Genomic DNA, 20,751 nt, shown 5'->3' with positions numbered 1-20,751 from the left:
CGCCAGTATCTCCCTAAGACTTTAGAATATCAGCCTTCCCGCCTGATAAACCAGCACCGCCATCATCCATGCCAGTATCAGCTGAAAACCGATCATTCCCAATGTCCATCTCCATGATTTAGTTTCCCTTTTAATTGCAGCAATTGCGGCCACGCAAGGGGTATACAACAGGCAGAAGATCATGAGCGCATAAGCATTCAGCCCGCCGAATCCAACCGTTTCCAGCGCCTGTAACAACGCGGCCATGCCCGCCTGAGAATTTACATTATTAATTCCAAATAATACCGAAAAACTGGACACCACCACTTCTTTAGCCGAAAGGCCGGAAATGAGGGCCACTGCCACCTGCCAGCTTCCAAGCCCTGCCGGTCTGAGAACCGGTACGACCACGCGGCCAAACATCGCGGCAAAGCTGTCCGATACGTCCGCCACAAAGCCGTCCGGCCCGGTATTCAATACGAACCACAAAACAATGGATGCCACGAATATGGTAGTTCCCGCCTTTGTAAGGTAGTCCTTCACCTTATCCCACACATAGATCCCAACCGTCCTTCCATTGGGCGTCTTATACTCCGGAAGTTCAATTAAAAGAGTATCCTCTTCCACCGATTTGGAACTTCTATGTACGATAAAAGCGATCATAATGGCCACCGCCAATCCGATGGCATAGAGGGAATAAGCCGCCATCAGCGCATGATCCGGAAAAAACATCTCCGAAAACAGCACATAGATAGGCAGTCTGGCCGAGCAGGACATAAACGGTGTGATCAGTATGGTCCTGAGCCGGTCCCTCTGCGTCGCCAGCGCCCTGGTTGCCATCACAGCCGGAACCGTACACCCAAAGCCCAGCAGCATAGGTAAAAATGCCTTTCCGGACAATCCCACCATCCCCATCGTCTCATTCATAACATAAGCCACTCTCGCCATATAACCGCTGTCTTCCAAAAATGCCAATGCCAGAAAAAGAATAAAAATATTAGGCAGAAATGTAAGGATTCCCCCCACACCCGCGATAATTCCATCCACCACCAAAGATATCATCCACCCCGACACATTTAAGCCCCGAAGCAGATTCAGCGTGCCGGAAGAAATCCCGTCCAGTCCTGTCTGGAAATACTCTTTCAGAAAATCCCCCACCGTAAACGTGAGAAAAAACACCACAGCCATAGTTCCTAAAAAAATGGGAATTCCCCATACCGGATGGGTCAGACAGCGGTCAATCTTATCCGTAAAAGCATCCTTCTCCTCCTTATGAAACAGACATTCCTTAATCACTTTTTCTATATAGTCATATTTTTCATTAATAATCTGTTTTTCATAATTATGATCGATAATGTTAATTAAGTCAACCGGATGATTCTTATAAACGTCTTCATCATACTCCATATATTTAATGGCATACCATCTCAAGTTGTCCCCCACGCCCCAGCGGGCTTTTAAAACAACTTCGATCTTCTCAATCTTCTCCTCGACCACTCTGCTGTAATGAACCACAACTCTCTGTGGTCCTTCATCATAATGATGAACCATCGCCTGCATCAGATCATCCAGCCCGGTCCTCTTCCTGGCGGAAACAGGAACCACCGGAATCCGGCCCAGCATCTCAGAAAGACGCTGAATGTCAATCACCATTCCCCGTTCTTCCACAATATCCATCATATTAAGCGCCAGAATAACCGGCTTTTTTAATTCCAACAGCTGAAGAGTCAGGTACAGGTTTCGTTCCAGTGAGGAAGCGTCCACCACATTGATGATCACATCCACTTCCCTCTCTTCCATGCATTTCCTGGTAACAATCTCTTCCATCGTGTAGGAAGTCAGGCTGTAGATGCCGGGAAGGTCGATCACTTTGACCGTTCTTCCCTCATAGCTCATCTGTCCCTCCACCCGCTCTACCGTTACCCCCGGCCAATTAGCCACCTTTAAGTTGGCGCCTGTAAATGCATTGAACAGCGTGGTTTTACCACAATTAGGGTTGCCGACGAATCCTACGGTAATCGGTCTGTTATCCGCGTGCTGCATCCTCCGAAGCCTCCTTTATCTCAATCCCTTCAGAAATTCTTCTTCCTAATGCAAGCCGGGTTCCCCGCACCTTTATAATGACCGTACCGCTGCCCTTTTTATTCATCATGATAATCTTCGTCTGTTCATTAACTCCAAGGGCTTCCAAACGCCTTGTAATCTTATCTTCCACAATAATGCTCTGTACAATATACGGCCTTCCAATCTCGCCCTCATACAGTTTCACGACATAATCTCCCATTCAAAATTAGCCAAAGCTAATTCTCCCAGCCAAGTGTAACCATATCTTTATTGAGAATTATTGTCAATAAGATTTTTCTTCTGTTTTTATCTCTTAGTTACTATTCACAGCCCCGGTGGTCTCTGAATAGAAACATCCCTTATCGGCCCTTCAAGCATCAGATGTTTGAAGGGCCGGTCTTTTTCTATTCTAATTCTAACAGCATCTTCTTCACTTCGACTAAACGGTCTCTGAGAAGGGCCGCCTCTTCAAAGTTAAGCTCTGCTGCAGCCTGATGCATCTTCTTGGTCAATTCCTTAATCAGCTTATTCAGCTCTTTCGCATCCATGGATTCCGGATCCTTTTTAGACGATTCATTGGAAACGGAAGCCGCTTTGGAAATAGCGATCAGATCACGGACCGCCTTTTTAATGGTAGTCGGCGTAATTCCATGTTCTTCGTTGTATTTCTGCTGGATGCTGCGCCTTCTGTTCGTCTCATCAATGGCCACTCTCATGGAATCGGTGATCTTATCCGCATACATAATCACATGGCCTTCCGAGTTTCTGGCCGCACGCCCTATGGTCTGAATCAACGAGGTTTCCGAACGGAGAAAGCCTTCCTTATCCGCATCCAGGATCGCCACAAGTGTGATCTCCGGAATATCAAGTCCCTCTCTCAAAAGGTTAATTCCCACCAATACGTCAAATACGTCCAGACGCATATCACGGATGATCTCCGCACGCTCCAACGTGTCAATATCGGAATGGAGATATTTTACCCGGATACCGACTTCCCTCATATAATCGGTGAGATCCTCCGCCATTCTCTTGGTCAGTGTGGTTATTAAGATCTTATGCTTCTGCTCCACCTCTTTATTCACTTCTGAGATCAAATCGTCAATTTGTCCTTCAACCGGCCTTACATAGATCTCCGGGTCCAAAAGTCCGGTCGGCCGGATAATCTGCTCCACTCTCAAAAGCTCATGCTCTTTTTCATATACGTTGGGCGTAGCCGACACAAACATCATCTGATCGATCTTTCCTTCAAATTCCGTAAAATTAAGCGGACGGTTGTCCAATGCCGACGGAAGCCGGAACCCAAATTCCACCAATGTGGTCTTTCTGGACCTGTCGCCCGCAAACATTCCCCTGATCTGAGGAAGGGTGATGTGGGATTCATCCACTATGATTAAAAAGTCATCCGGAAAATAATCAATCAGCGTACACGGCGGCTCTCCCGGCGCCGAGCCGGTCAAATGTCTGGAATAGTTTTCAATTCCCGAACAAAATCCCGTCTCCTTCATCATCTCCACATCAAAATTCGTCCGTTCAGAGATTCTCTGCGCCTCCAACAGTTTATCTTCACTTTTAAAATAAGCCACCTGCTCTTTTAATTCTTCCAGTATATTCTGAGCCGCCTGCTCCATCTTCTCCTTTGGAACTACATAATGGGAAGCCGGATAGAGCGCCACATGTTTAAGCTGCGCCTTGGCCTCTCCGGTCAGAGTATCAATCTCCGTAATCCGGTCCACTTCGTCTCCGAAAAATTCGATTCGATACGCCTCTGACCCGGAATATGCCGGAAATACCTCAATCACATCGCCTCTGACCCGAAACGTTCCCCGGTGAAAATCCATATCATTTCTCGTATACTGGATGTCGATCAGCTTATGAATCACTTCATCCCTGTCTTTCACCATTCCCGGCCGCAAGGAGATCACCATCTCCTGATAGTCGATGGGGCTTCCCAAACCATAGATACAGGAAACCGACGCCACAATAATCACATCGCTGCGCTCCGACAGAGCCGCGGTGGCGGAATGGCGGAGTTTATCGATCTCATCGTTGATGGCGGAGTCCTTTTCTATATAGGTGTCGGTGGATGGGACGTAGGCTTCTGGTTGGTAGTAGTCGTAGTAGCTGACAAAATACTCCACCGCGTTCTCCGGGAAGAACTCCTTAAACTCGGAATAGAGCTGGGCGGCAAGGGTTTTGTTGTGGGCGATGATGAGGGTTGGCTTCTGTAATTGCTGGATTACGTTGGCCATAGTGAAAGTCTTACCGGAACCGGTAACGCCTAGTAAAGTTTCGAATTGATTGCCTTCCTTGAAGCCCTTTACCAGGGCTTCGATCGCCTGCGGCTGGTCGCCGGTGGGCTGATATTCACTGTGTAATTTAAACTCCATAATGTGTTTTTACCTCCTTGGTGACCCGATAAAAAGTATTTTATAGACCATAAATTCGTAAAATAAGGTACTCAGCCTCATGGCGCATACAAATTCCTTTTCGTGTCTCTTATAATCATAAGTTTCTGCTATAACATCTTCTCCAACTTATCTCGAAAATTTATATATCTTAACATAGGACCAATTCCATCAATACACCTAATGCACAACCCACTTACCACTCCTACTAAATCCAATGAATTCAGCAACATGTTCTTCTCTCATTACTGCTAACTCCTTCTTCAGCGCATACATCGTAACTCCCAATATTCCCATCATTTCTTTTTTGGAAATAGAAGGATTTTTCTTTATAAGCACCAGTATCTGTTCTCTTAATGACAATCCTCTCAGTTCCTCATGCGCTGAAACTATTGGGGTTGAATTTGGGGTTGATGGGGTTGAATTTGGGGTTGATGCATTTTCAGCCACATATTTTTCTTTCAGAAATCCTTCATGCACAAATAATCTTGTAATAAAATAGCTGCGTGCCTCATCCGTTTCAAACTCTGGCTTTGGAGATCCATTTGTTTCCAATGCATCAAGAATTTTCTTAAAACCTGTATTTCTTCCCTCAGTCAAATGAAGCTCTTTCAAAAAATCTCCTATTCTACGGTTTCGATACCGGCGATTGGATACACGGTAAGATTTTAGTCCTTCCATTGTTACCGAACGATCCGGCCCCGGAAAACTTATTATCTCCATCCGATCATGTTCCACCCGAACTTCAATTGGCTCTCGTTCATCATAAGCACGATGGTACACCGCGTTTGATAATGCTTCCTCAATCGCCGCAAATGGATAGTTAAAAAAACGGTCTGCTTCGGCGCGATCTGGATGTTTTACAACTTTTTCAGTAATAATCGTATTTCTAATATACCGCAGTGCATCTCTTAACTGCTGTTGGATTGGTCCTTTAAAAGTCTGCTCAATAATATTGTCGCCACCTAAACCATCCGGAAATTGAACAACATCTATCTGCGTATATGGAAAAAATCGACCAGGCTCCATGCTAAAAAACATCAATCCTACATTCTTTGGCTTTGTATATTCCGGAAGATTGCTGATAATATTCATATCACTGCATACTTCGACAAAATCTCCCGCTTTAGACTTCTCATATAACGAACTTTTAACTTCCTTTAAATAATTTTGAATGAGTGTAATATTTAAATCTGACATCTCTGCCTGATGGTTTACACGATCATCAAATGGAATTCGATTTGCTAAATTAAACAAATCTTTTTCTTCATCATCCGATGGTTCTATCGTACTGGACATTTTTCGGATGTAATTAATACGTTCTTTATTATCTTTTGTCATCGTTTTGGGAGCAGAATATGGTCTGTTATCTCCACCTGGACACCAAAGAACAATAAATTTCTTCTTTTCATAATCTACGACTTCCACTATTGGCATATACGCAGGCCTAATCAACTTACATTTAGACAAAATACTCTTTTGATAAGCATCAATTTTATTCACAGGAACCCCTTTAAGAGGATAAACGGGTTGTCCCTCATTTTCCTCAACGCCAATTATAATATATCCGCCACCCCAGTTATCCAGATCATTTGCAAATGCACATACCGATTTCAAGGAAGCTTCTGCATCCCAAGTTTCTTTAAATTAAATTCTTGCCCATTCAACAACATTTCCTGATAACAATGTCTTTATGTTTGTTGGTATTGCCATATAGTCCCTCCCATTCATTGCATGATTCCATACTGATGTACTGTTTTCAATTGATTTTAAACGTACACTGTCTACCATTCTGCTTACCTATAATAGACGAAATACTTCTAAATTGATTATTCACACTAATAAAATTCTTTCGTCATCATCTTTTCCCTTATGAATTCGCCACACATGTGCAGTGGTTTTATTATTATATCTCCTAGCCGCCAAAAATATATTTCATTTAATAGATACCGAATAGTATCTATTCACAATCATATTCTTCCTCATGATGTCTTTTAATTTCATAACAAAACCTTCTTTTAAGGTACCAAATTATCGGCCAAAATTCAGTGTTTTTTTAATACAAAACTTCTCCCCAAATTATATCATAGGCCATATAAAAAGTATAGGTACATATAAGAACATTTGTTCTTTTATGCACCTATTTCTCTGCCTCACTGCCATACTCCATCATTTTTATACCATAACTCAAATATACCGCCAAATAGTCACATATAGCTTCATAATTCACTCCACCACCAAATACCAATCTACCACTTGTCCACCATCCCCTAAAAATCCCTTTCCCAAATAAAATACAACTCCCCCAAACCGCCTTCTCTCCTCCACTACCTCTCCTCCCCAAACGGAACAAACACCGGATACTCATATTTATATTTTCCCCTGATCTCATCCGCCCTTTCTTCACTGACAGGCTCTGCATTTTCCGCATCATCTTCAGACTCCGTCGAATAAAACCACGGATTCTCCGCATCCTTCATCCCATCACATATAACCGATTCCACCAAATGAATCTTGGATCCATCAAAAGTAAAATAAGAATAATTAGAATTACCGGCTCCGCTGGAGCCCTCATTTGCAATCATCCCATTTTCGCAAAGATAATATCGATTCCGCACCCAACCGTTCAACACATGAACAAGCTCCCCGTCAGATATTGTATAGATATCATAGATAATACCGCCCTGCGTACCATCCGGTTCACTCCCATTTTCTCCAAATATCAGTTCATCCACCCCATCTCCATCTATATCTTCAATCAAATATCCCCGCGTCCCACCGGAATAATACCCGGATGTTAACATAACATCACTAAAATCATAATTTTCCGGCACCATTATCTCCCCTTTTGAGATGCACTCTTTCACAGCTGCAATTAATTCTCCATAGTAATCCGGTTTTTCCACATCGTCTTCCCGATTTTGTTCAGATAAAGCAGCCGTTTCCGAACCTTCCTCAGTTTGCACCTTCACCTCCGTGCCGGAACTGCATCCAATTGCCAAAGACAATACACAAACAGACAAAATACCAACTAAAAACTTATTTTTCACAATGATTTCCTCCATAATTTCAACGTTTATATGTTTCAGCCTTCTGATAAATAAAAAACTTTAACTTTATCTAGCTATAGTAAATTATAGTAAAACCAAATTTTAAATAATAGTAACTAAGTTATTAAATTTTACCGTCTATTCTAATCCATCGCACCCTATTAATAAACTGCGTCCCCATCTCCCATACCAGCCGGATTTTATAAAAAGGGTGAAGGCATTTCGCGAAATGCCTTCACCCTTTAACTAAAAACCCCTGGTCTGTTACTTTAAAAACTTCCGCAATTCCTCTCCCGGCATCGGCATTGCATAGTAATACCCCTGTATCAGGTCCGCTCCCAGCCCAATCAGGCAGTCCACCTGATCCCTGGTCTCCGTACCTTCCGCGATAACCTGAATACCCAATTCATGAAACAGCCTTACCAGCCCCTGAATCAATATGTAACTCTTGCGGTCCGACTGAACCGCCTCAATCAGAGTCTTGTCAAATTTGATACATTCGAAATTAACCTGGGCCACGGAAGAAAAATTAGAATATCCGGTTCCAAAATCATCCAGATAGAAACGGAATCCTTCATGAACCATATTATGAATCGTCTTTCTGGCTAACGCGGCATCGTCGGAAATCTCCCGCTCAGTGATTTCAAACTTAATCCGGTCGATGGGAATCTCGTATTTTCCCATCAAATCCCTCACCTTCTCTAAAAGCTGAGGATTTTCAAACTGGGGCATGGACAGATTGACGGACACGGATTTCAGCGGCAGGTCCTGATTCTCTTTTATAAACACGCATACCTTTTCCAAAACAAACCAGAAAATCTTGTCCACCAGCCCGATTTCTTCCGCAACCGGTATAAATTCCGACGGAGAGATGAAAATGCCGTTCTCATCCTTCATCCGAACCAGCGCCTCGGCCGACTGAAACTGTTGGCTTTCCTGGCTGTAAACCGGCTGATACCAGACTTCAAATCCATTGTCTTCCACCGCTCTTCTCAGCGAGTCGGCAACATGGCGGTGACGGAGCAGTTTTTCCGCCACTTTATCATCGAACTGAATCCATTTCTGGGCCGAATGTTTGGCCAGAGACATGATATAATCTAAAGCTTCAATCACCTGGTTCGCATCAATCCCATTACCCGAGTAGATGAAATCTGCAAATGCCGCCGGCAGCACTTCGACGCAGTCCCCCACCGCCCAAGCCTCTTCAAAGCGTTTCCGGTAATGGAGACTGTATTGTTCTTCCTGTTCCGGTGTGGTAAACGGCAGCATAACAGCGAAAGTAACTCCCACATAGCGGAACGCCACAGCTTCTTTAAAAGTCTTATCCAGCCAGTTAGCTACCGCATACAAAAATTCGTCCCCGGTCTGATGCCCATACCTGCAGTTGATTACTCCAAAATCCGTCAAGGCAATTAAAATAACATGAAACTTTTGACGGCCTTCTATTTTCAAATTTAGCTCCGAAAAGAAGCTGTACCGAATCCCCAACCCGGTTACACTGTCATTTTCCCGCTTTTGATTGTAAAAACTGACAAATAAGCTGACTTCCGTAAATGCTATAATAGTCCCGTTTAATAAAGTCTGGGGATTGCAGATCTGGATGATGACGATTGTCAAAATAATAGGCGGAACCGTTCTCATCACATGCTTCATGTCCTTGCTCACGCTGGAGCGGTGTCTGAAATAGCAGAAAAGGAGAAGGCACGACTCTATTAACATCACCCAATACCCTATACCATTTAAAACTCCGCGGCAGTAGTTTCCGCTTTCATCAATCCAAAACAGCAGGCCGGTTTTTAAATTTGCCAGAGTCAGGACAAAATAAGCAGCTGTCAAAAGACACAGGATTATTTTGGCACGTTTTATACAGTATTTATCATAAACATGCTCCAGCATCTTTTCAAAAACATACATAGTGATCACAGAACATGTCAAAACAATCAGGATAAAGTAACCGGTATTCATGAAAATGTTAATATAACGGGGAACTTGATGTTTACTGGAGAGAAGAAAGACACAAAGGATATTCCATATAATAGAGACAGACGCGCAAATAAGCCCCGCCCAGAACCATTTGACTAAAGGCGTAAGCGTTCGTTTACTATAAGAAAGATTTAAAATTAATACCAAAATCAGCAGAAAAGAAATAACCTCTGTAATAATTGACCAGTTAAACATCGTCATTGCTCCCATTTTATCTATAGTTATATAATAAATTAAATTACAACAAACTGCAATATTTATTTTATTATCGTAATTCGTAACCATTTTGCAACCAATTATACGGGCTGAGCAGTTACGCCAACTCCTTATATTTTCAAATGTTCTATAGACTTTGTGGTTTTTTTGGTATATGATGTTTACAATATTTTAAAATTTCAGGGAGGAAACATTTATGTATAGTTTCAATAATGATTACAGCGAAGGCGCACATCCTAAAATTCTGGAAGCAATGCTGAATTCCAATCTCGTTCAGCACGACGGTTACAGCATGGACGACGAGCATACTCCTCACGCGAAAGAGCTGATCAAAAAAGAAATTCAGAGAGAAGATGTGGACATCCACTGCATCGTGGGCGGCACACAGACCAATCTGATCACCATAGCGACTGCCCTTCGCCCTTACCAGGCCGTAATTTCGGCAGTTACCGGACATATCAATGTTCATGAAACAGGAGCCATTGAAGCGACCGGACATAAAGTTATCGCGATGCAGACAGAAGACGGAAAGCTGAATCCGGCGCTGATTTTACAAGCCATTGCTTTACATACCGACGAACACATGGTTCAGCCCAAGATGGTCTATATCTCCAACAGTACGGAAATCGGCACTCAATATACGAAAGCAGAACTGGAAGCCATCCATCACATCTGCAGACAAAAAGGGCTTTATCTGTTTATGGACGGCGCCCGCATGGGAGCCGCTCTCACAAGCCCGGTTAACGACCTGACCCTGGCAGATATTGCCCGTTTGGTGGATGTTTTTTATATCGGAGGTACGAAAAACGGCGCCCTGTTCGGAGAAGCGCTGGTAATCTGCCACCCGGATTTAAAGCCGGACTTCCGCTATATGATTAAACAGAGAGGCGCCATGCTGGCAAAGGGCTGGCTGCTGTCCATACAATTCGAAGAGCTGTTCCAGAATCATTTATTCTATGATATGGCGGCCCATTCCAACCAGATGGCAGCCATCCTCCGCAAGGGCATTTCCGAATTAGGATATCAATTCGCATCAGCGTCCATGACCAATCAGCTGTTCCCGGTATTTCCCGACCAGCTGATCGAAAAACTGAGCCGTGACTATCTCTTCTCCATACAGGAAAAATCCGACGATTCCCACAGCGTGATCCGTCTGGTCACCTCCTGGGCCACGAAAGAAGAAGCAGTACGCAGCTTCCTCAATGATCTAAAAGCATTAACACCTGAATCCAGATAAAACTAAAACAGCGCGTGCTGTGGGAAATGATTTCAACCTTTCATTTCCCACAGCACGCGCTGTTTTTACATCTTCTTATTTTAAGGCTTCGATAGCCGCCTGCAGCTGGTTATCCTCTTCTAACGGAATCACAGCTTTGCTCTTCAAAGCTTCATCCAGTTCCACTACCACATCCGGCTCAATTCCCTTTCCGTGAAGGTCAAAACCGTTTGGCGTAAAATAATGGGAAGTGGTCAGCTTAATGGCTGTTCCATCGCCAAGAGGGATCAGGTTCTGTACAATCCCCTTGCCAAATGTGGTGGTTCCCACAATTGTGCCCCATCCAAAATCTTTCACAGCGCCTGTAAATACTTCTGATGCGCTGGCAGAGTTTCCGTTTACCAATACAGCCATTGGATGATCTACCTGATGGCCGTCATCGGAATAATATTTATCTCCTTTTCCGTCACGGTCAGCCGTAGAGACTAAAAGACCGTCCGGCAAAACATAATCCAGCATATCCACGACGGCATCCAAAACTCCTCCGGGATTATCTCTTAAATCCACCACCAGCTTCTCCATGCCCTGCTTCTCCAGATCGTCGATGGCGTCCTTAAACTGCTGTGCCGTAATGGTATCGAACTGAAGCACATAGATATATCCCACATTGTCTTCCAGCATCTGATGTTCCACCGTAGGAACCTCAACCTGGCGGCGCGTCATGGTTAATTCCACCTTTTCCCCTGCTTCTCCGCGCAAAACAGTGATGTGTACGTCTGTTCCCTCTTCGCCTTTAATATAGGTGCCTACCAGAATATCCAGATCCATACCTGTCACTTCCGTACCGTCTACGCTGTACAGAATATCTCCCGGAAGCAGACCGGCTTCAAAACTGGGTGAATTTTCAAAAACACGGATAGCGCTGATAATTCCGGTAGAACGGTTCTGGGATACCATAGCTCCGATTCCGCAGTAGACCCCTTCCGTGTCCTCCATCAGTTTTTCAAAGTCTTCCTTTGTATAGTAGGTGGAATAAGGGTCTTCCAAGCCATACATCATACCAACGTAAATCCCCGCTTCCACTTTTTCAGGATCTTCATCAAACAAATAATATTTATCGATAATCTGTTGTATCAACTCCATCTTATCCTCAATCCGTTTGAAGTCAAGAGTCCCTTCTTCTGAGGAGATTCCTGTTTCCACCTTCTGAGTCTGTACCTGATTATCGATAACGCCTCTTCCGAACAGGAAAATCCCCGCTGAAAACAGAACTACGATCAATCCTGTAAATGCTGTAACAAGTGCTCCCACAAGGGCACCCTTCCAAAATTTATTTTTGTTTTCCACAACTAGTCTCCTATCTATCCGTTACGGACTTACATAATTAGCTGGATTCACATAAGATCCATTTACCCGGATTCCAAAATGCAGGTGAGGCCCCGTTGAATAACCGGTTGACCCTACTTTTGCGATTACCTGCCCCTGCGTAACCTTATCACCTTTTGATGCAATCAGCTGGGAACAGTGCATATAAACAGTATAAACACCTCCGCCATGGTTTATCATAATATAGTTTCCGGCAGAATAGCTGTATGTAGATATGATAACTTCACCAGCTGCTGCCGCTATGATATTGCTTCCCGAGGCGGCTCCGATGTCCATTCCCTGATGATTGGAAGACGCTCCTTCCGTAGGTGAACTCCTTCCGCCAAACGGTGAAGTCACACGGCTGCTGGATGGACAGGGCCATATAAACTTAATATTCCCAATACTTACAGTATTATACTTTTTGCCCGCCGCTTCCGCCGCCTTCCTGGCTTCCTCTTCCTTTCGCTTGATCTCCGCTTCCATCTTCTTGATCTGGTCTTCCTGAGCTTTAATATCCTTCTCATATTCCGAAATCTCATTCTCGGCAGAGGCGATCTTGGATTCGTAGTTCTTCAGTTCCTTTGTTTTTTCGCTCATCAGCTGTTCCACGGAAGCCTGTTTGGCCTGAGTGGCAGTCTGCATATCCACCAGCTGTTCATGCTCCTCCTCCAGCTGCTGTTCATGGGAAGTGATCTCTTCTTTTGTTTCCACGTATTGATCCAGCATCATGCGGTCATATTCCGAGATCTTGCTGATGTATTCCGCCCGGTTTAAAAGCTCCGATAAGTCCTTGGCCTGAAGAAGCATGTCAATATAGTTTGTATCACCTTTCTCATACATATACTTAATCCGCAGTTTCATGGATTCATACTGGCTGGTTTCCACCGCCTTTGCCTCCTCTAACTGAGCCTGCGTAATGGATATGTCGTTTTCCTTGGCCGCGATCTGTCCTTCCAATGCCGACAGTTCACGGTTCAATGATTCCAGATTGCTGTCCAGTTTCTTCACATAGGCCGCCGTGTCTGCCTTGAGTCCCTCCAGATTTTTAAGGGTGCTTTCCACCTTTTTCTTTTCCTCTTCCATGGAATCCACCTTTTTCTTGGCGTCATCCACTCCCGATTTGGTCGCGTAAGCCGGAAGCACCGGAGTAACTGCCAGAACTGCAGCCAGGGCGATGACGATGCAGCGCATCCTAACTTTCATGCCGTTTCCTCCTAAATCTTCAAATGTTTCCTAATGGTGAAAAAGCTGACAACAAATCCGATTCCCGCACCCAGAACCAGCGATACGGCCATCATGGACGGCATCAGTTCCTCAATGGGCAGAAATACCATAATCCCTGATAAATTCAGGAATTTCTGCTGTACATAAACGATTGCATTCTTATAGAGATAATACATTCCCACCAGCGGAAGCACCGCGCCGACCAAACCGATCACGACTCCTTCCACCACAAACGGCGCCCGGATCATATAATTGGTGGCTCCGATAAGCCTCATAATCTGATTTTCATGCTTCCTGAATGCAGCCGCCACTGAAATCGTATTGCTGATTAAGAACATGGCAACGGCCAGCAGCACTCCGATGATCACAAGGGACAGCAGTCCGATCATCTTATTAAAGCTGGACAGCCCCGCCGCCGCGCTGTTGGAATAATTTACCTTTCTCACCCCGGGTATGGCGGCAATAAAAGAAACTACCTGATCCTGGGTTTCTATATCATTTAAAAAGATCTTATAGGAAGCCGATCCCGCCAGCGGATTATCATCTGCAAATCCCTCTGCCAAAGATTCCATTCCGGAAAAATATTCCTGTTTAAAGTCATCCCAGGCCTTCTCTGCCGAGGTGAATTCCATGGTCTTAATTTCCGGCCGTTTCCTGATCTGATCCCCGATTTCCTCAATCTGTGATTCTGTCAAATCTTCCTTAAAAAATACGGTAATCCCAACTGTTGTCTCCGCATTGTGTACCACATTCTGCACATTCATTATAATAGCGTAAAACAGGCAGAATAAAAAAATACACGCAGAAATAGTTGCCACTGAAGCCAGCGAAAACAAAATATTCCTGCATATATTAATCACACCCTGTTTCAGGCAATACCAAAATGTACTAATTCTCATTTTTATATCCGCCTTTTTTTCCGTCACTGACCACAGAACCGCGTTCCATGGTAATTACCCTTTTATTCATCTGATCCACGATTTCCTGGCTGTGGGTCACCACCACCACGGTCGTTCCCTTATGGTTGATTTCCTCCAAAAGTTTCATGATCTCTATGGCATTGTGGCTGTCCAGATTCCCCGTCGGCTCATCTGCCAGCAGAACTTCCGGACGGTTAATCAGCGCCCTGGCAATCGCAACCCTCTGCTGTTCTCCACCGGACAGCTGCTGCGGATATGACTTGTATTTTGAAGAAAGACCCACCATTTTTAACATGGCGGGTACGGATTCTCTGATGGTTTTTGTTGACGCCCCGATCACCCGCTGAGCAAATGCCACGTTCTCGTACACATTCCGGTCCTTCAGCAAGCGGAAATCCTGAAATACCACCCCTAATTTGCGGCGGTATTTGGGCACATATCGTTTCGGCATCTTGCCGAGATTCATATCATTTACAACAATTTTGCCGGAAGTAGGCTCTACTTCCTTTAACAAAAGTTTCAGCAATGTGGATTTACCGGAACCGCTCCGTCCCATAATAAATACAAATTCCCCATCGTCGATCGTAATGTTAATATCCCGCAGAGCCTTATTCCCGGTTTCGTACGTCTTGTTCACACGAGAAATCTCTATCATCTTATCTCCGGCTTAGTAATCTAAGTTCTCCATGTACTTCATATATTTTACAACCATGAGCGCAATCTTAAATGTAATTGCATCCTCAAATACACGAAGGTCCAGACCTGTGCTCTTCTGCAGCTTATCCAGACGGTAAACCAGAGTGTTTCTGTGAATATACAGCTGTCTGGATGTCTCTGAAACATTCAGGCTGTTCTCAAAGAACTTGTTGATCGTGGTAAGCGTTTCATCATCGAATTCATCCGGTGATTTGCCGTCGAAAATCTCTTTAATAAACATACGGCACAGTGGAAGCGGGAGCTGATAAATCAGACGGCCGATACCCAGATTGCTGTATGCAACCACGTTCTTGCTGCTGTAGAAGATCTTTCCTACATCGAGAGCCATCTTAGCTTCCTTATAGGAACGGGAAACTTCCTTGATCTCATTTACGATCGTACCAAATGCCACATGGACTTTGGTCATCGCTTCCGTATTCAGCATATCCAGGATCATGTTAGCGGTCTTTTCCAGTTCCGCATAGCTCTCGCCCGGCTTCACTTCTTTGACTAAAATGATGTTTTTCTCATCAACTGCTGTGATAAAGTCTTTTGTCTTGGTTGCAAATAAGCTTCTCACGGTTTCAAGAGCATTCACATCCTTCTCATGTTTTGTTTCAATGATGTAAACGACTCTCTTTACATTGGTTTCAATGTGCAGCTTTTTAGCGCGGTTATATATATCCACCAAAAGCAGGTTATCTAACAGAAGGTTCTTGATAAAGTTGTCCTTATCAAAACGCTCCTTGTATGCAACTAAAAGATTCTGGATCTGGAATGCTGCCAGTTTACCAACCATATAAACATCGTCGCTTCCGCCCTTAGCTAATAATATATATTCTAACTGATGTTCATCAAAGACCTTAAAAAACTGATAGCCCTGAATAACCTGGCTGTCTGCAGGAGAATCTACAAAAGCTAAAATAGAACTTTCATAATCTTCCGCATCTGAAAATGTCGTCGCTAAAACTTTCCCTTCCGTATCGCAGATGCCAAGATCTATCCTGGTAATTCCCTTTAAACCTTCAATGGTTGTTTGAAGTATCTGGTTTGAAATCATATGTCACTCTCCTTTGTTCAAATTTACCTTATTCTATATTAATGCAAAATATTAAAAAAAGCAAGCGAGTATAACACCCGCCTGCTTAATTTTACTAACTTTTTATTAGTTTAATACAACTTTTTCAGTATCTTTATCAAATACATGAATCTTTGTTAAGTCAAGACCAAGTTTAATTGTATCCCCAACTCTTGCGCTTGTACGAGGATTTACTCTTGCTGTGAAGTTCGCATCATCAACATCGAAGTATAAGTAAACTTCTGCACCAAGTAATTCGTATACTCTGATAGTAGCTTCGATTACGCTCTTAGGAGACATGGAAAGGAAAGCTTCTTCGTCATGTAAATCTTCCGGACGAATACCAAGAGTAACAACTTTTCCGATGTAGCCCTTATCTTCAAGGATTTTTCCTTTTGCTTCCGGAATAGCGATTGTATGTCCGCCAAATGCCAATGTAACGTCGCTTCCGTTCTTACCAACAGTAGCGTCTACCAGGTTCATCTGAGGAGCTCCGATAAATCCTGCAACGAACTTGTTCTGTGGCTTGTCATATAAGTTCTGAGGAGAATCAACCTGCTGAATGATACCGTCTTTCATAACAACGATTCTGGTACCAAGTGTCATAGCCTCTGTCTGGTCATGTGTAACGTAGATGATGGTTGCCTGCAGTCTCTGATGTAATTTAGAGATCTCAATACGCATCTGGCCTCTCAGCTTAGCATCCAAGTTGGATAACGGCTCATCCATAAGGAATACTTTAGGATTACGAACAATAGCACGTCCCATAGCAACACGCTGTCTCTGTCCACCGGATAAAGCCTTCGGTTTACGGTCAAGCAGATGGGATAAGTCGAGGATTCTTGCTGCTTCCTGAACCAGTTTATCAATTTCTTCTTTTGGTGTTTTTCTTAATTTCAGACCAAAAGCCATGTTATCATATACGGACATATGTGGATACAGAGCGTAGTTCTGGAATACCATCGCGATATCTCTGTCTTTCGGTTCAACATCGTTCATCAGTTTTCCATCAATGTATAATTCACCGGAAGAGATATCTTCCAAACCAGCGATCATACGAAGAGTTGTTGATTTACCACATCCGGATGGTCCTACGAAGATTACGAACTCTCTGTCTGCAATATCAAGGTTAAATTCTTTAACTGCAACGAATCCGTTTGGATATGCCTTGGTTACGTTTTTCAATGATAAACTAGCCATTTAAAATTCCTCCTAAAATAGATAAAAGATAGATTTATATGTTATTATGTAAGGCTCAGCCCCCACAGCTTTGCCTTTCTTGTTTCTGTCATTATCATACACGATAGAGGTTTTTTTTGCCATATTGTTATTCACCAAAATGTTTTTTGGGATTTTGTTTAATCTGTATACCAATTTCGAAAAGTGCTTTAAATACCAAATTTATGCTAACAGGGTTGTAATTTTTCTGTCAATATTCAATAAAACCCTCACCGAAAACCTCCCTGGCATCACTTACAATTACAAAAGCGCCCGGATCAATCCGGCCAACTATCTCTTTTAACTGGACAATTTCCTTCTTTGACACCACACAAAACAGCATTTTCTTATCATTTCCTGAGTACATTCCCACCGCATTTACCGCAGTCACCCCTCTTGCGAGGCGGTCCATGACCACTTTAGCGATTTCTTCGTAATGATCGGAAACAATAAATGCCTGTTTGGAAAACTTCAGGCCTTCAATCATGCCGTCTGAAATCTTGGAAACGGCAAAAATCGCAATCAGAGCATAGAGGGCAAACTTCACTCCAAAAACCGTAGCTCCCGCCAGCACCACGACTCCGTCCAGCACCTGCATGATCTGGGCAATGGAATAATGCCTTAATTTTCTCTGAATCAAAGCGGCCAGCATATCCGTGCCTCCGGTTGTTGCCTGACAGATAAATACCATGCCGGCTCCGATTCCGCTGATAATGCCGCCGAATAAAGAAGCCAAAAACAGATCATCGGTGACAAAAGGCATATACGGAATAATATAAAGCGACAGTGATAGAGCCACTGTCGCCACGAACGTTTTTTTTATGAATTTCCAGCCTTTAATTTTAAAAGAGACAAGAAAAAGGGGAATGTTTAAAACCGTATTCGTCACCCACAAGGGCACTGAAAAAAGATTTTTAAAAATGATAGCAATGCCGGACACCCCTCCGGTAACCAGACTGACAGGATCATACATGTTCTTAATCGCAAATCCCATGATAAATGATCCTGCAATGATCATCAGATAATCCGTAAAAGCCGATCTTTTCCAGTTCATAACCTTCCCCATCCATTCTATTTATTTTTTCTGTGCCAGCACATGAATCCAGGTAATATCCCGGTGTTCATCAAACAAATGAGAATCTTCCCATATTTTCAGCGTTTTAAACCGACCGCTGTTTTCTAAAAGCCGTTCCAATTCTTTTTTCGTATAATCGCTGAAAAAGCGTTTTCCGGAAAATCCTTCCAGTTCTCCCTTTCTGAAAGACATATAAAGAATTCCGTCTTCTTTAAGCGACGTTGCCAGTTTGTCCAGAAGAGGGATCATCTCATCCTTAGGAGTATGAATTAAGGATGCGCTGGCCCAGATACCGTCAAATACATCGTCAAATTCCATATCTTCATATGTCATCTGCAATACTTCCAGACCGGTATGTATCTCGGCGAGTTTACACATCTCTTCCGCCGCGTCAAGCGGCGTCACATCATAGCCCAATTCGTAAAATGTCAGGCTGTCCCTGCCGGAACCGCATCCCAAGTCCAGAATGGTATCCCCTTCTTCCAACAGTTCCAGAAACTGCTGCATGATCTCTCCCATATCCTGATTGATCGTGTCTTCATAAACCTTCGCTGCGTACTGGTTATAGTAATCTATCGAATCCAAGTTCATCCTCCTAAATCCGTTCAATGGTCTTTTCATTTATCTTGATTTTGCCTTCTTTTAAAAGATGGCCGACCGCCCGTTTAAATGCATTTTTACTCATATCGAATTCACGTTTTATCACTTCCGGTGAAGCCTTGTCATTAAATGGAAGGACTCCGTCAAATTCATCAATCACCTTCATCACCAGTTCAGAGTCCGCATCCATCTGGATATATGCCTTTTCCTTTGGACTTAAATCCAGCTTTCCGTCATCCCTGACCTTGGTAACACGGGCTTCCACCACATCTCCCTCATGTATGGAAGAGAGAAGCTCCCTTTTAGGAATCAGGCCATAGTATTGGTTGTCCACCGCCACAAATGCGCCCAGCTCTTCTTTAATCTCATACACCGTACCCGTCACCCGGTCCTCTTTCTTATAAGGAGACTGATTGCTCATATAAGCATACACCCGCATGGTGGCCGCAAGCCTCTGGCTCTTATCGATATAAAGGGCTACCAGGCATTTTTCCCCCTGGCGCACCTTGTGGTTTTGTTCTTTAAATGGAAGCAGCAAATCCTTTTCCAGACCCATGTCCAAAAATGCGCCAATCTTCGAAACTTCCTTCACTTCCAGCACAGCAGTCTCTCCAACCTGAAGTTTCGGAACTCCTGTGGTGGCAATCAGGCGGTCTTCCGAATCCTTATAGATAAATACCTCCAGATCGTCCCCGATCTTTGTCCCTTCCGGCACCTGCTTTTTAGGAAGCAGAACTGACAGTTCGCTTTCTGCCGTCTCTCCTAAATATACACCGAAGTCCTTCATCCTGATCACTTTTAACGTTTGTTTTTTTCCTAATTCTATCATATTAATCCTTTCCTTATGCCTGCTTCTTTCTTCCCCGCAGCCCGATCACCGCATAGGGAGTCTCCTGCGTATCACATAAAGCTACAACGTATCCATCCTCTGTCCGGCTGACATGGGGCATTACCATATCCCCTAAAACAGCCGCCTTTTTATACTCCACCCTGACTTCCGCCACTTCAAAATGATTGGGCAGAATCTCTCTTGCCATCTCTACATACTGGGCATTATTAACATGGTGATTGGTATCTATATGGTGTTTTCCCACAATAATCGGTTCTTTTATCTCACATTCGGAAGGAACTGCAATGCGTCTGGGAGCATAATCCATATCCAGCTTTTTCTCTTCTCCCGTACCGTATCCGCGGACATCCTTTTCCTGCACCTTCACCGGCCGTCCGGCTTCCGTGTCGAAGAAAAACCAGATGGAATTAGCCTTTACCAGAAATTCCCCTTCCATATCCCGGATGGTAAAATTCCTGTAACCGTACATGCCCTTAAAATCATAGGGCCATGTGGAAATCACAATCTGCTCTCCCAGCCTGGGCTGTCTCTCAATCACAATCTGCCACGATGACAGCCACCATGCCCTGTGATTCTTCGTTAAATATTCAATTCCCAGTCCCAGGTCTTCCGATTGAAAAGTAGAACAATCCTGCAAATAGTTAATAATTCCCGTAACGGATAATCTTCCCTTCTCATCCGTCTCGCTGTACCGGACTCTGCTGTCAAATGAGTACATTGTATTCCTTCCCTTCAATCAAAATTACAATCATTATATAGTATTTTGCCTGCAATGTCCAGGGATGACGCCGTCTAGTTTACGATTTTTA

The 20,751-nt window shown here is 43.7% G+C and carries 17 protein-coding genes and 1 pseudogene; 1 reads left to right on the top strand and 17 read right to left on the bottom strand.

Features of this window, described 5'->3' with window-relative positions; all coding sequences use genetic code 11:
* Positions 1 to 21: 21 nt before the first annotated feature.
* The 7 genes and pseudogenes from feoB to C0033_RS03825 all read right to left on the bottom strand — a co-directional run bounded on the left by feoB (position 22) and on the right by C0033_RS03825 (position 9,463).
* A complete protein-coding gene (gene feoB, locus C0033_RS03850; RefSeq protein ID WP_103226561.1) occupies positions 22 to 2,022 on the bottom strand; it encodes a ferrous iron transport protein B in 2,001 nt (666 codons plus the stop codon).
* Positions 2,006 to 2,248 carry a FeoA domain-containing protein gene (locus C0033_RS03845; RefSeq protein WP_103226761.1) on the bottom strand — a complete coding sequence of 81 codons (243 nt, stop codon included), beginning with the start codon at positions 2,246 to 2,248 and terminating at the stop codon, positions 2,006 to 2,008. The genes feoB and C0033_RS03845 overlap by 17 nt, the downstream gene beginning before the upstream one ends.
* 199 nt (positions 2,249 to 2,447) lie before the next feature.
* A complete protein-coding gene (gene uvrB / locus C0033_RS03840) occupies positions 2,448 to 4,433 on the bottom strand; it encodes an excinuclease ABC subunit UvrB (protein WP_347501035.1) in 1,986 nt (661 codons plus the stop codon).
* Positions 4,434 to 4,628: 195 nt separating this feature from the next.
* Positions 4,629 to 5,477 (bottom strand): ATP-binding protein, encoded by an 849-nt coding sequence (locus C0033_RS27750; RefSeq protein WP_347501034.1) that lies wholly within the window; start codon positions 5,475 to 5,477, stop codon positions 4,629 to 4,631.
* 273 nt (positions 5,478 to 5,750) lie between these two features.
* A pseudogene (locus C0033_RS27745) lies at positions 5,751 to 6,083 on the bottom strand (ATP-binding protein); the annotation flags it as partial.
* A 692-nt stretch (positions 6,084 to 6,775) separates the two neighbouring features.
* A complete protein-coding gene (locus tag C0033_RS03830; RefSeq protein WP_180994549.1) occupies positions 6,776 to 7,513 on the bottom strand; it encodes a hypothetical protein in 738 nt (245 codons plus the stop codon).
* A 249-nt stretch (positions 7,514 to 7,762) separates the two neighbouring features.
* The gene (locus C0033_RS03825) at positions 7,763 to 9,463 is read right to left on the bottom strand and encodes a bifunctional diguanylate cyclase/phosphodiesterase (RefSeq protein WP_180994548.1); all 1,701 of its coding nucleotides are present in this window, start codon (positions 9,461 to 9,463) and stop codon (positions 7,763 to 7,765) included.
* Positions 9,464 to 9,893: 430 nt separating this feature from the next.
* Between C0033_RS03825 and C0033_RS03820 the strand changes: the two genes are divergently transcribed.
* Complete coding sequence (locus C0033_RS03820) at positions 9,894 to 10,934, top strand: aminotransferase class I/II-fold pyridoxal phosphate-dependent enzyme (protein ID WP_103226557.1); 1,041 nt, start codon at positions 9,894 to 9,896, stop codon at positions 10,932 to 10,934.
* Between the two features lie 75 nt (positions 10,935 to 11,009).
* Here the strand turns inward: C0033_RS03820 and C0033_RS03815 are convergent, their stop codons facing one another.
* The 10 genes from C0033_RS03815 to C0033_RS03770 form a co-directional block, all read right to left on the bottom strand.
* Complete coding sequence (locus C0033_RS03815; RefSeq protein ID WP_103226556.1) at positions 11,010 to 12,260, bottom strand: S41 family peptidase; 1,251 nt, start codon at positions 12,258 to 12,260, stop codon at positions 11,010 to 11,012.
* Between the two features lie 21 nt (positions 12,261 to 12,281).
* The gene (locus tag C0033_RS03810; protein WP_103226555.1) at positions 12,282 to 13,484 is read right to left on the bottom strand and encodes a M23 family metallopeptidase; all 1,203 of its coding nucleotides are present in this window, start codon (positions 13,482 to 13,484) and stop codon (positions 12,282 to 12,284) included.
* Positions 13,485 to 13,495: 11 nt separating this feature from the next.
* A complete protein-coding gene (gene ftsX, locus C0033_RS03805) occupies positions 13,496 to 14,404 on the bottom strand; it encodes a permease-like cell division protein FtsX (RefSeq protein WP_103226554.1) in 909 nt (302 codons plus the stop codon).
* A complete protein-coding gene (ftsE, locus tag C0033_RS03800) occupies positions 14,394 to 15,080 on the bottom strand; it encodes a cell division ATP-binding protein FtsE (protein WP_103226553.1) in 687 nt (228 codons plus the stop codon). Before ftsE ends, ftsX begins: the two co-directional genes overlap by 11 nt.
* Before the next feature lie 12 nt (positions 15,081 to 15,092).
* Positions 15,093 to 16,181, bottom strand: a complete 1,089-nt coding sequence (locus tag C0033_RS03795; RefSeq protein ID WP_103226552.1) for a helix-turn-helix domain-containing protein — start codon at positions 16,179 to 16,181, stop codon at positions 15,093 to 15,095.
* Positions 16,182 to 16,286: 105 nt separating this feature from the next.
* Complete coding sequence (gene ugpC / locus C0033_RS03790; RefSeq protein WP_103226551.1) at positions 16,287 to 17,399, bottom strand: sn-glycerol-3-phosphate ABC transporter ATP-binding protein UgpC; 1,113 nt, start codon at positions 17,397 to 17,399, stop codon at positions 16,287 to 16,289.
* Between the two features lie 229 nt (positions 17,400 to 17,628).
* Complete coding sequence (locus tag C0033_RS03785; RefSeq protein ID WP_103226550.1) at positions 17,629 to 18,471, bottom strand: YitT family protein; 843 nt, start codon at positions 18,469 to 18,471, stop codon at positions 17,629 to 17,631.
* A gap of 21 nt (positions 18,472 to 18,492) precedes the next feature.
* Positions 18,493 to 19,083 (bottom strand): class I SAM-dependent methyltransferase, encoded by a 591-nt coding sequence (locus tag C0033_RS03780; RefSeq protein WP_242984416.1) that lies wholly within the window; start codon positions 19,081 to 19,083, stop codon positions 18,493 to 18,495.
* A 4-nt stretch (positions 19,084 to 19,087) separates the two neighbouring features.
* A complete protein-coding gene (locus C0033_RS03775; protein ID WP_103226548.1) occupies positions 19,088 to 19,921 on the bottom strand; it encodes a S1-like domain-containing RNA-binding protein in 834 nt (277 codons plus the stop codon).
* A gap of 13 nt (positions 19,922 to 19,934) precedes the next feature.
* Positions 19,935 to 20,660 (bottom strand): acyl-ACP thioesterase domain-containing protein, encoded by a 726-nt coding sequence (locus C0033_RS03770; protein ID WP_103226547.1) that lies wholly within the window; start codon positions 20,658 to 20,660, stop codon positions 19,935 to 19,937.
* Between the last annotated feature and the right edge of the window lie 91 nt (positions 20,661 to 20,751).

This window comes from Clostridium sp. chh4-2 (assembly GCF_002899675.1).
Taxonomy (GTDB): domain Bacteria; phylum Bacillota; class Clostridia; order Lachnospirales; family Lachnospiraceae; genus CHH4-2.
The sequence above is the reverse complement of the archived record's forward strand: the minus strand, read 5'-3'. Positions and strand labels throughout refer to the sequence as shown.